General features: G+C 39.1%; 11 protein-coding genes. 2 read left to right on the top strand and 9 right to left on the bottom strand.

The genetic code is table 11. From position 1 onward, the window contains the following. Window positions 1–142: 142 nt before the first annotated feature. Both MFF31_RS17035 and MFF31_RS17030 read right to left on the bottom strand, forming a co-directional pair. Complete coding sequence (locus MFF31_RS17035; protein ID WP_238189481.1) at window positions 143–964, bottom strand: NmrA family NAD(P)-binding protein; 822 nt, start codon at window positions 962–964, stop codon at window positions 143–145. A gap of 38 nt (window positions 965–1,002) precedes the next feature. Further along, a complete protein-coding gene (locus tag MFF31_RS17030) occupies window positions 1,003–3,510 on the bottom strand; it encodes an RNA polymerase sigma factor (RefSeq protein WP_238189479.1) in 2,508 nt (835 codons plus the stop codon). Window positions 3,511–3,823: 313 nt separating this feature from the next. Between MFF31_RS17030 and MFF31_RS17025 the strand changes: the two genes are divergently transcribed. After that, window positions 3,824–5,185 carry an erythromycin esterase family protein gene (locus MFF31_RS17025; RefSeq protein WP_238189477.1) on the top strand — a complete coding sequence of 454 codons (1,362 nt, stop codon included), beginning with the start codon at window positions 3,824–3,826 and terminating at the stop codon, window positions 5,183–5,185. A gap of 81 nt (window positions 5,186–5,266) precedes the next feature. Here MFF31_RS17025 and MFF31_RS17020 read toward each other — a convergent pair whose 3' ends face one another. Further along, complete coding sequence (locus MFF31_RS17020; RefSeq protein WP_238189475.1) at window positions 5,267–5,770, bottom strand: small multi-drug export protein; 504 nt, start codon at window positions 5,768–5,770, stop codon at window positions 5,267–5,269. Between the two features lie 207 nt (window positions 5,771–5,977). After that, window positions 5,978–7,786 (bottom strand): helix-turn-helix transcriptional regulator, encoded by a 1,809-nt coding sequence (locus MFF31_RS17015; protein WP_238189474.1) that lies wholly within the window; start codon window positions 7,784–7,786, stop codon window positions 5,978–5,980. A 202-nt stretch (window positions 7,787–7,988) separates the two neighbouring features. Here MFF31_RS17015 and MFF31_RS17010 point away from each other — a divergent pair, with 202 nt between their 5' ends. Continuing rightward, on the top strand, window positions 7,989–8,936 hold the full coding sequence (locus MFF31_RS17010; RefSeq protein ID WP_248565509.1) for a serine hydrolase domain-containing protein: 948 nt from the start codon (window positions 7,989–7,991) through the stop codon (window positions 8,934–8,936). A gap of 1,032 nt (window positions 8,937–9,968) precedes the next feature. Here the strand turns inward: MFF31_RS17010 and MFF31_RS17005 are convergent. The 5 genes from MFF31_RS17005 to MFF31_RS16990 form a co-directional block, all read right to left on the bottom strand. Next, the gene (locus MFF31_RS17005; RefSeq protein ID WP_238189471.1) at window positions 9,969–10,163 is read right to left on the bottom strand and encodes a hypothetical protein; all 195 of its coding nucleotides are present in this window, start codon (window positions 10,161–10,163) and stop codon (window positions 9,969–9,971) included. A gap of 62 nt (window positions 10,164–10,225) precedes the next feature. Beyond that, window positions 10,226–10,771: a GrpB family protein gene (locus MFF31_RS17000; RefSeq protein ID WP_238189469.1), complete on the bottom strand. Its 546-nt coding sequence runs from the start codon at window positions 10,769–10,771 to the stop codon at window positions 10,226–10,228. Between the two features lie 181 nt (window positions 10,772–10,952). Beyond that, the gene (locus MFF31_RS16995) at window positions 10,953–11,090 is read right to left on the bottom strand and encodes a VOC family protein (protein WP_238189467.1); all 138 of its coding nucleotides are present in this window, start codon (window positions 11,088–11,090) and stop codon (window positions 10,953–10,955) included. Between the two features lie 284 nt (window positions 11,091–11,374). Then, window positions 11,375–11,533, bottom strand: coding sequence for a hypothetical protein (locus tag MFF31_RS25455; protein WP_375541363.1), 159 nt, complete (start codon window positions 11,531–11,533; stop codon window positions 11,375–11,377). Between the two features lie 40 nt (window positions 11,534–11,573). Beyond that, a complete protein-coding gene (locus MFF31_RS16990; protein ID WP_238189465.1) occupies window positions 11,574–11,843 on the bottom strand; it encodes a cytochrome P450 in 270 nt (89 codons plus the stop codon). Between the last annotated feature and the right edge of the window lie 37 nt (window positions 11,844–11,880).

Genomic DNA, 11,880 nt, shown 5'->3' with positions numbered 1-11,880 from the left:
CTTACTCCGGATCTGATTACATTTGTTAAAAAGGATAGTTCTCTGATATGAATAACGGAATACTATACCCCCACAAAATAATAGCCGGCTCTCCGTAAGTAAGGAAAACCGACTATTTACTGAGATGCATATGCAATATACGCTAGCTGAAGTCCCCTATATGTTCTTCAACCCACTGGGCGAATTTGCGTGGCTTCCGACCGGTAACCTGCTCTACGGTTGGAAGCACCGTGTACCCATATTCGGGTGGATTATCATGCCATTCGATGACAAAATTGATGACTTCGTTTTGGATGCCTGATTGGTGCATTCGCTCACGTGCTTGCTGTCTGGTAAGTTCAACGAAACGGATTTCACGATTGATCACTGAACTGATGGCGTGTACTTTCTCCGGCACGGTCAGCACTTCGGGTCCTGTCAATATATATGACTTGCCGGCATGACCTTCCTCAATCAGTGCAGTCGCCGCAACACTAGCGATATCAGCTTCATGAATCATGGCACTTAATGTGTGCCCGAATGGCTCTCGAACTACGCCTTCGTTACGAATAGAATCAGCCCATCCAAGCGCATTGGACATATACTCAACGGGGTGGAGATGAGTCCACTCAAGACTACTAGCTTCTATGGCCTGCTCCATAGGACCTTTCTCACCATTCCATAAAACAGTAACTCGCCGTACGCCCGCTTTTATGGCTAGCTGAACGATCTCAGGTCCCGTTGTTAGCGGGGCGAAACCTTTCCCCCCATCAAACGTGATCAGGTGAATGCCGGTAATCCCCTGTAATACTGGTTCAAGAGTCTCCGGTGCAGAAAGGTCTCCGTACACAACTTCAACCCCTTCAGGGAGATTCGCTTTTGCTGGGTTGCGCGACAGAGCACGTACACGCTGGCCTGCTTGGATAAGTTCATTGACTACGTGACGACCAACATTTCCAGTTGCTCCGGTTACTAATATGGTCATAGTTATTCCTCCTGCATCGTTATGAGATTTGTATTGTACTAATTTCGGCGTATGCGGATGATTGTGCCGTCTAGATCGTGAAAATCGAAATAGTCCCCCTCTTCCACTGGGAGGGCGGATCGGTCGAGAATTGTACCGCCTATGCGCTGTACTAACATTTTCGCATCCTTCAAACTCACGGTTGACATTCGAAGTACGACAAACCTGTCATTGAATGGATTTGCTAACACTCTTAACTCAATACTAGGTGAAAGGAGCTTGCTGAATCCGTTATGATGAGAGCTCTCTACCTTAATCTTTTGTTTTTCTATCAATCCCAAAATAGCTTCCTGCGTGCGTGTTCGTTGCGTGCTTTCTAGATAAATACAGTTAATAATAGGTAATATGGAACTGCCGCTTTGGATTGGTGCTGCACTCGGATAATTCAAAGGTCCGTTGCTCAGCATTAGTGCATTGCCACCCCATTCACGGAAAACAAGAAATCGCATATCCAATCCGTTATCCGGTTTGATCGTTATATTTAATCCGAGTTCAGCCAATCTCTCCAATGATTGAGAATAATTTGATGAACGCATCTGGAACCGTGGTTGATCCAAATAAATGCGAGGGTCAAGTAAGACCAATTTGACTCCTTCCGCTAATTGAATGACGAAACAAGGGCCGTCCTCCAACCCCGGAGGCACTTCGAGACCAAAAAGCTCTGAATAAAACATGACACTGTTCTTCAGATGCCTAACATAGACATAGACAGCTTCTATCTCATATTCGGCAATCTCGGTTCGTTCATCTTCTTCATTCTCCGTTCCAAAAAGAAAATACGGGTGCGGTGGTAATTGAATGGGCAACCCTGGAGTATTATCGACACCGCGTTCAACAAGCATGCCTACAAGTGATTCAAGTCCCGAGATAGCTTGCGCCTCGGAGTTTCGAGCCTCTTGCAGCAATTGAACGGCTTGCATCCTATGATCTCTTACACGCAAATCAACCCCAGCTGGCAGAGGGAAAAGCTGACATAACTTAGCAAAAGCAGCTTCCACTTCTGCAAAATGGTTAGCAGCAGTCATTGCGGCAATCGACCATTTCTCGTCTACTCCGTCGAATAATCCGTTTGCTGCTTTTCGTAATAGTACAGCCGCTGATCCACGAGCTTCCTGCATAACTGACAAATATTCGGCGCAGCCCCGAGCATCTACTTTGTCTCGTTCTAGCAATTCTATCCACACATCGTAAGCGGCTAAGCCGTTAACGTATTCATGAAATGTCACTTCGCCACCCCGTGCATGCTTTATTGCAAGCTGAAGTGTACGATATAAAGATGAAGCTTTGTCGATCTCAAAAGTATCGTCAATTGCATGGATATAATAGGGAGCAGTTCGGCCAAGAGCAGAATATGATATCGTTACTTCTTTACCGGCATCTGATACGTGCAATAGCTGCCGTTCATCATCGTAGCCATAAACAATTACAAATTCGTCCGTAAACAAATTGTCGTTATTGATTATGAGCGGAAATCCTTTACTTATAGATGTACGAATCATATCCATAATAAAGTTCAGTTCACTCTCATCTTTAGGGGTATGGGGCTCACCGATAAATCCGCCTGAATACCGATTATGCAATCCCAAATTCAATAATCCGTTAGTCATTGTTGTATCGAGATCGTACACGCAGCTTCCTGAATCGTCAGCTAGAAAACGATTAATCTGAAGCTTAAATGCATAACCAGTAAAGCCCATAACTTCTTCGTAGGTGAGCTCCTCCTTATCAACGAAAGACATGCAACGATGGATACAATCAATGAGAGGCGACGCAGGCTTACTTCGTCCCATTAGCGGTTTACCCAAAAGCTTCTTCCCTTCCTTGAAAAACTGCTTTTGTTTGGATAACCAAGCCGACGGATGCAGACGAACATGCTCCTGCTGCATTTTTTGGCGAGCACGTGAAAGTTGTTTGTATACATTGTCTTTTGATGTGACAAGACTTTCCGCTATTTCTTCCGGCGTCATTTGCTGAAAGAAGTAGGCTTCAACGATTTGTTTCTCCCGTCGACTTAAGCTTGACATAATTAAGTGAACTAGCTCCCTTATTTCTGATCCCACCACCAGTTCCTCAGGTCCTGCAGTGGATTTAGTTAAAGGAGATTGACGAGAAAGCCAATCGAGCATTCCATCCACCTCTCCCCATACAAATCGTTGCTGAGACACATTGCTCATTCCCAAATTAGAGATCGTTTGCTCCCTGTGGTATGCGGACCCGGTTCTAATATTTCGTAGCGCCTGATTCCTCACGATCCGCCGGAACCAAGCTTCGAACCGACTAACATCGACCAAAGAACCCATGTTCAGAAAAGCGCGGATGAGAGCTTCTTGTACAATGTCTTCGGCCAGGTGTTTATCTCGCGCAATCGTATTCGCCCACTGCAATGCTCTGCGGCGATGTGTTCGAACCAATTCGTCCCAAGCATCCTTACGTCCTGATCGTGCCATTGCTACGAGTTGTTGCTCTGTAGGTTCTCTGCTTTTAGACACATCTTCACTTGCGCTCATGTCCATTTCTCCTCCGTCTGACCAGTGTCACTATCATATGATCCATTTAGAAGCTAAAACCTGACAAAATCATAAAAAAATTTTCTTATTCATGATGGTTTTATGTTGGCTAACAATCTCTTTAAAGACGAATATAATGAATTGCAATTAATTACATTTTGTCATAATGGGACCGCTAAAGATTACTTTCTATTAAAATGTATCACTATGACTAAATGGCATCTTGTCGATATGACAACTTCCTCTTCATACTTTGGGAGACAATTCACAACTAATATGACTTGTCTATAACAAACCTAAGGAGGAAAAGTAATTGAAAAAAAGATTAACAATTGCACTAATGGCTTCTATGTTTGCTTTATCGTTGTTTGGATGTTCTAATGGGACTTCCCCATCATCTTCACCATTACCAAGTACATCAGTAGTTGAAGGAACCGAGGCGGAGAAAGCCAAGAAGAACGAACGAACTCCAGTTCAGTGGCTTCAAGAACATGCCATTTCATTAAAGTCGACGGACCCTCAATCTTCATTAGAAGATTTAGCGCAGTTAGATGGAATGATCGGATCTGCATCCGTAGTAGGATTAGGTGAAAACACACACGGCATGAGTGAACTATTTATGATGAAACATCGTATTGTCCAATATTTGGTTACTGAGAAGGGTTTTACGAACCTTGTAATGGAAATGGATTGGGGAACTATTTTGAAAATAAATCATTACGTCTTGACCGGAGAAGGTAATCCTAGTGATCACCTCCTTCCTATGTTTGACACCAAAGAAATGACAGATATGTTCAGATGGATTTACGAATATAATGCTGACCCTAAACATGAGAAGAAAGTTCGAATTATTGGAATGGATATACAATCAGTAGATGAAGATGTATATGATAAAATCTCGGAGTACGTCAAACGAAACAAAACTGATCTTCTTCCAAAACTACATGAAGAGCTGACAAAACTTATCCCAGTAACAAGTGATATTAACAAATATGTATTGCTGGCTAAGGTAGATAAAGAAAAGTATGCTTCTAGTGCCAAGCAAATCATTGCGATGCTGGAACAAAATAAAAATGATCTTTTCGATAAGACTGAAGAGTACGCATGGATATTGCAAAGTGCCCGTGTAATCGAACAGTTTACTACTATAGGTTCTGGGAAAGTTGATCCGGATTTTTTCTTAAAACATGATATCGCTATGTATGAAAATGCGAAGTGGACTCAAAATCAATTTGGAAAAACGATAGTATGGGCACATAACGGACATGTCTCGAGAGACAATATCCTTTCTATTGTATATCCAAAATTGTCCGGTCAGCATCTTTCAGATCATTATGGAGACGATTATGTTACCATCGGAACGTCTGTACATGCAGGTAAATATAACGTATTAAATGATAGCAGTGATTTTGGACCTTATGGAACAGTAAAGTCAGATGACCCCAAAAGTATAAACTACACACTTGGGCAAGTCGATTATGATCAGTATGTTGTAGATTTACGTAAAGCAAGTGGCTCGGTAAAAACGTGGTTAGACGAATCTCTTCCTATATTTATTGGGGTAAATTCAATTGGTCCGGATAGGCCATACTATTTGAATATTTCACTCGGCAAGGCATATGACATCCTCCTTCATATTCAAGAAGCAACTCCATCGCAGTTAAATTGGAAGTAGGATGTATCTCATTTGATTCAAAAAAACAGTGCCAGTATAGGGTATTAGACCTGTACTTGCACTGTTTTGTTTGGAACATCTTTATTTTGTATATAGGTCTGAGCGAATAAGCTCGAAAGAGTCTAATCCGAAATGGGTTACTACTCCTATTACAATTGACCAGAAAGCTAGACCAATTGTCATCCACAATATTACTTTATTACGTGGAGCAAGGAAGATCATAGCGAATGCCGCTACTATATCTGTTCCAATAAGAATTGGACCAATAATAGCAAGTCCAGGCAAACCATATTTCACAAAGACTTTATGAGCTCGCTCGTACTTTTTCCCTTTTTCTTTTCCTTTATCATCTGGCCCGTATTTGGCAGCACGTCTTCTAGCCCGCCATTGATTAAATCGATCAAACAACATTACGATAAGCAATACAACTATCCAATTTCCTAGAAAACCGAGAATCGTTACAATAATGGGGTCTAATCCTAAGTAGATACCAAGAGGGACAACAACTACAGATTCAACCCATGGGATTGCCGATAAAAGAAATACAGCAATATAGGACCATTCTTCTAAATATTCCAGTAGCATAAAATTGATATTCTCCTTTATATGATCTTCTATTCAATGATGTTTTCCCTCAACGTTGAGATCCCCAAATTGTACCAACTATATTATACAAATTCAAGGTATTCCCATTACATTTCCAACAAAATATAGTAAAGCACCGACGTTGAATAGATCGTTTAAATGAATGTTCCGATATTTTTGTTTGCATCATAATCGAAGTACTTTAATTTAAGTGATTAACTGATCTAATCTGGCCTTTTTTATTGCCTCTTCTTTATTACTTACTCCGAGCTTTGTATATAACGCAGAGCAGTAATTACGAATCGTCCCTTCGGACAAAAATAGTTTTGCAGCAATAGATTTATAACGTAGTCCATCATTCAAATGCTTTAAAACCTCCATCTCACGTCTGGTGATCCCATACTGCAAATCACCTTGTTCATTCACTTTCTTGAACGTCTTCACCCGCTGATGATTCAACTTATTGATTACCTGGGCAACTACACTTTGATCAATCCATGTTCCACCACAGCTAATTTGCTTAATAGCTTCAACCATCTCCCGAGGATGGATAGATTTAAGCATATAACCGTCTGCACCGAGTTGCATAGCTTCAATAGCTTGCGCAGTATCTTCGAAAGTGGTTAGAAGGATTACTTTAAGGTTGGGCCATCGCTTCTTCATTTCACTTAGAACCTCTAGTCCACTCATCTCTGGCATTCGAACATCCATTAGTACGATATCAGGTAATTGTTGCTCACAACTCTCCAATGCACATAGCCCATCTGCAGCTTTTCCCACTACATAGAAGTTTGGATGCTGCTCCAAAATATGTTCTAAGCTATCTGTTATAAGAACTTGATCATCGACAAGCAGTAATTGAATGTCCTCTTGTGTGATTGCAGTTCGAAGTGGGACTGTACAAACAACAACTGTACCTTCATACAGACCAGAATGGACGTTTAAACTTCCCGAACATTCGTTTAGACGGTCTCTCATACCAGATAAACCAAATCCGAATTGGAGATCAGCAATCCCATTACCGTTATCTTCGACTTGTAAACGAATGTTTTGGCGCTCAAAATGTAGTTGTATCCGAATAAGTGTCGCTTGTCCATGACGTGCTGCATTTGTTAGTGATTCCTGCAAACAACGATACATACAAAAAGTCACTTGCTTCATGATCGGAAGTTCATGCCCAATAAGACGAAAGCTAATTTCTATTCCTGTTGAAGCACTAAACTCTTGCGAAAGCTTCTGCAATGACTCACCTAAGTAACGATGATGCTCAGTAGTGGTTAACGTAAGCAAATGTTTGCGAATATCCGTTAATCCATTGCGAGATAGATTAATTAGCGTCTCGATCCGATCAATTTGATGCGGAGTTGCGGAAGTACGTAATGACTCCATTCCAATGACAAGTGATGTTAATGTATGACCAATTGTGTCATGTAGCTCGTGAGATAATCGATTTCTTTCTTCTATAAGCGTAAGTTCTTCAATCTTTTTGAGGTGCTGTTCTAACACTCTGTTTTGATCTTCGATTTTTTTAATCAATTTGTGGCTTTGCATGAGAATTTGGAATGCGTATCCCATAATAAATACTGCAGCATGATTAAGGAAGAAATAAAGTAGAATTGACTGAATAGATTCGCCAACGATTAATCCATTAATGGCTGGAATTATAAAAATACAAGGAAATGCTGTCCACAAATACAAATTCCGATCACTACTCATACCAATTATGAAAACTATAAGTGCAAATTGAAAAGGAGATTGCACCCACTCGGAGGAAAGATAAATATGATAGGTACCAACCAATACAATTTCAGAAATCAAATACCACTTTCTACTTATTTGTTTAATGAATAAAGGAATTGTGAGAATGATTGCCGTCATAAAAATCATAAAAACATTTAACTTCAGAGTCCATGAAGAATAAATAACAATGTTAATTGAAATATTCACTAAACATATTAAACGAATAATGACTATCATCCAATCATACCAATACCAATCTTTTATAGTCGCCCACATGTTTATCTATCCCTCCCCCCCTTTATGGATTGAAATTTCATTTTACTTGAATGGTTGTCATATCAGGTAGTGATAAAATGTCATGTGATTATTAATGGGTTGATTTGTGGAAATGTCACTTTAAATCATTATATTTTCTGAGGTAAGTTGGAGTTGCAGGAAATTACAAAGTCCTGACAAAATTCCAGTACAAGAAGGAGAAATGATGATGAACAAAGTTTCTGTTGTTACAGTTTCCTTAATGATTGCAGGGGCTCTTTTATTACCTTTACAAGGCAGTAGTTCTGCGAATACGGTAGATCAAATAGTTAGCCCTCAAATCCAAAGCTCTCATGTCAAAGCCAAACGCATCATCGATGAAGCTGTAAAATACAAAAATATACCCGGTGTTATTTTCGTATCGTCAAACAAAGGCTCGAAATGGTCATACGCTTCTGGAGAAGCGAGCATTTACGATAATCGCCCTGTGAAAACCAACTTTACATTCCGTATTGGTAGTATAACGAAGACTTTTGTTGCCACAGTAGTACTTCAACTTGTCGATGAACAGAAACTGAATCTTGACGATACTGTAGAAAAATGGCTTTACTCTAATACGAATACAGTATTAGCTGGGATGATTGTTGAGAAGGTTACTGGTCAAACTTACGATGAACAAATAAGGGAACGTTTTATTGGTCCTCTCAAACTGTCAAACACATATGTAGCAGATGACTTTTCATTTATTCCAGGGGAGCACGCAAGGGGTTACCACAAATTAGATGGTAAATTAATAGATAGAACAGAAACAAACCCCTCATGGGCAAACGCTGCTGGCTCTATGATCTCTACAGGGGATGATCTAAATACGTTTTTTATTGCTTTACTTGGTGGGAAGTTATTAGAACCATCAACATTAGAACAAATGTTAACAGGAGTCGAAACCCCCGTTGGTAATTACGGATTGGGAATAATGGAAACTAAGCTAGCCAATGGCGTTACAATCTGGGGACATGGTGGCAACACTCCAGGTTTTGCAACGTTCACTGGTGGTACTCTTGGTGGTGATTATGTACAAACGGTTAATATAAATGTAATGCCCTCAGACATCAATACGTTAACGCTATCGAAAAGCATCGCTGAGCAACTAATTAAATCTTCATCTAAATAAATCACATAAATAGGTTGCTAATTTATTAAGAAGCTCTCCATAGAGGCGTTTTTATAGCAATTCCTTAGGCGTGATATGCTGATTTGGACGACAACCTCCGTTATCATATCGTGGCAGGTTTGAGACGTTTCGAGCTCCCTTGATCACTGTGAACGATCCATTCGGGCATTTGTTCAGTTGCTTCTTTTTTCGCCACATCAAATACCCCCAGAAATTGTTTAGATTATCCGGGGGTTTTTTCTAATGTCTATTTTAGAGGTGCGGTTGATTAAGGTAATGGTCATTATTTCACAGGTATTGATAGCTATTAATCAAAGAAAAAGCAATTTCTGCGTATGTATAAAATAAAGATATCTTTCTTTGCAACAAATAACCGTCTTTGGTGTTATATACATAAAAGTATTCTAAGCTACTATGGGGTTTATGATCGTGATCTTCATGTGATTGTGTGGAAACAGAGTCTTTGAGTGAAAAACCAGAAATACTAGGATAGAATTGCATTGGATTAATAGTCTGAGAGTCTGTAGGATACGTAGCATTTACATTGTTAACATCAAAATGCAAGTGATATCCTACGTTTCCTGTGTAGCCTGATGTAGCAATAGTAATATATTGACCAACGTGAGCCTGTATTTCCGAACCCGTCCGTAATTGTTACCAGTACCGTAAATGTATCTCTTAATTCAACTGCACGAGATAGAACTTTATCTTTTGACTTATCTTCTCTCAAAGAGAAATATAAATTATACAAACTAATATCCAAGTTATCATTCTGTTCCTCATAAGAGGTTAAGTCTGAAATAGAGGCGACATTGGAAACACTCGATAAAACGGATCGATATGCATAGTCATTCATCACCACGCTAAAACTATCGCGAACAATGCTTAGCTCATGCTTAAATTTTGTATCAATAGAGTTTTGTAAGTTTCGTGCTTTCGTATTCTCATCAACGTAATTTATTCACAAGATTATGAAGCCAATAACAAAAAACGAGATAACGAAAGCCCATTTTTGCAACCTGCAACACTCCTTTAATTATCGTACTCCATCTTGATCTTTGACTTTAGCTTAATAGATGTCTTCGTCATCCTAATGAGTGATAGATGTATGAAATCAAGACCAAATACTAATTTATCCAATTCATTAAAGCTTTCTTTAAATGATTCAATGTCCTTGTAGTCACTAATTAATTGATAGTTGTTCATATAAACCTCTTTCTTTTCCATTGTTCATTGCTTTCCAACGGTTTCAAAAGTAATCACTTGACCCCCACTAGATGGTTTGCAAATTATGAATTCAGAATGTTTATAATAAAGTTCTTTTTCGCTTCTGAATATGCTTCTCGATCATTTTTATATTGGTGTGACAAGGCCATTTTTAAAGTGGCATATTGCTCTACCAGATTTTTATCTTTTTTTAATTTATCACGAAATAACCGTTGCTGGTTCCAACGTTCTTCACCTTCACACATTAGATGTAAATGGGCTATTCTTTTGTCATTTTTGACCTTAACGAAAAATCTTCTCCACGGCCTAAGATCCAATTCAGGTGCAACATAATGCCAGTCATAGTCAGATAGTACTTCAATTATTTTGTCGATATCATCGAATGTTCTCAAGTTAGCCATTAGATCAATGATTGGTTTAGCAGGTAGACCACTAACAGAAGTACTGCCAATATGCTCTACTTCGATTATACCAAGTGGAGAAAGAAGATTAATTAATTGCTTGGATTCCTGTATTCCTATTTCAATCCATTCAGAGCTTGGAGATATTATTTCAACTTTCTCGTTTGCCCAGACTGGGTAATCTTTAGGATTAGTATGATCAGTCATAATATGCTCCTTTATTTATCCGTTTTTGTTTAATGTATGCCCAGGTTATATTTGTTTACTATGTTTTGCTTGTAATAATTATATAGCAATTTTACTCATTAAGCTAAAATGAGTACACTCATGCGCCTTCGCTTGGGTTATGTACCCCACATTATCATATTTCAAATGATTTCCCGTCTGATTACACACTTCCATTAAAATTAAATTTTTCCAATCTCCTTTCCGCTTGCAACTCAAGGCCAAAATAATGAAAAAACTCTTTAGCAGCAGAGAGATCATTTACGATTACACCCACATGAACTATTCTATTAATCTTCAAATTTCATACCTCCTTTTCTTGCTATCTAATAATTTTATTAAACAAAAAAAGAGGAAATTGGCTCATAAAATGAACTTCCATCCTCTATTTAAGTTACTTTAATTAATCGTGTTTAATACTTTTTTTTCATTAATAGCCCTAGCGGGAAGCATAGCGAGATTAAGAGGCGGGTGTAAACAATTAATGTTCTAAGGGATCCAAGAGAATTAGAAATCGGAGTCCTGCTCATAACAGGCGAATGCGGAATATATGCTCGAGCGTTAATCGATTTGTTAGATGACTACTTATATGAGGCTCATTGGGATACTAGGGATGTAACGTACTACAGCATTACAGTTATAAGCCAATTCATCTGGATCATTCGCCAATATTAATTCTGGAAATCGTCTAAGCAAAGTACTAAAGGCAACTTTTGCTTCCAATCTAGCAAGTGGCGCACCCAAGCAGTGATGAATATCTTTACCAAAGGCAAGATGATTGTTTTCATTTCTCGTATTCCCACTTCTCAAATCGATCTTCTAAATCCGGTTGATCTTGTGTAGGCTGTAGTCTTCGCACATCTCTAATTAACCGAGGATCTTTGAGAATAGCTGTTACATCCTCGTGGTGAATCGCAAGCCAGGCTGGCCCCATACCATAATAATCGTCTAAACGGAAACGCGGCTCTTGTTGTTCCGTAAGTTTTTTATAAAAGCGAGCAACATCCTTCATATTTTCTGACGAACTAAAATCTTCAGTTGTAATCTTTTGCATGTGATTTCCCCTTCCTTGGCTTTTTATTGTTTTAAGT

It is taken from the genome of Paenibacillus sp. L3-i20 (genome assembly GCF_022180385.2).
GTDB lineage: Bacteria > Bacillota > Bacilli > Paenibacillales > Paenibacillaceae > Pristimantibacillus.
The sequence above is the reverse complement of the archived record's forward strand: the minus strand, read 5'-3'. Positions and strand labels throughout refer to the sequence as shown.

What these genes read in the sequence shown, in the direction of transcription:
- MFF31_RS17000 (WP_238189469.1), bottom strand. Translation starts at nt 10,771, where the DNA reads ATGACTGATCATACTAATCCTAAAGATTACCCAGTCTGGGCAAACGAG.
- MFF31_RS17005 (WP_238189471.1), bottom strand. Translation starts at nt 10,163, where the DNA reads ATGGAAAAGAAAGAGGTTTATATGAACAACTATCAATTAATTAGTGAC.
- MFF31_RS17020 (WP_238189475.1), bottom strand. Translation starts at nt 5,770, where the DNA reads ATGCTACTGGAATATTTAGAAGAATGGTCCTATATTGCTGTATTTCTT.
- MFF31_RS16990 (WP_238189465.1), bottom strand. Translation starts at nt 11,843, where the DNA reads ATGCAAAAGATTACAACTGAAGATTTTAGTTCGTCAGAAAATATGAAG.
- MFF31_RS17010 (WP_248565509.1), top strand. Translation starts at nt 7,989, where the DNA reads ATGATGATGAACAAAGTTTCTGTTGTTACAGTTTCCTTAATGATTGCA.
- MFF31_RS17015 (WP_238189474.1), bottom strand. Translation starts at nt 7,786, where the DNA reads ATGTGGGCGACTATAAAAGATTGGTATTGGTATGATTGGATGATAGTC.
- MFF31_RS17030 (WP_238189479.1), bottom strand. Translation starts at nt 3,510, where the DNA reads ATGAGCGCAAGTGAAGATGTGTCTAAAAGCAGAGAACCTACAGAGCAA.
- MFF31_RS17035 (WP_238189481.1), bottom strand. Translation starts at nt 964, where the DNA reads ATGACCATATTAGTAACCGGAGCAACTGGAAATGTTGGTCGTCACGTA.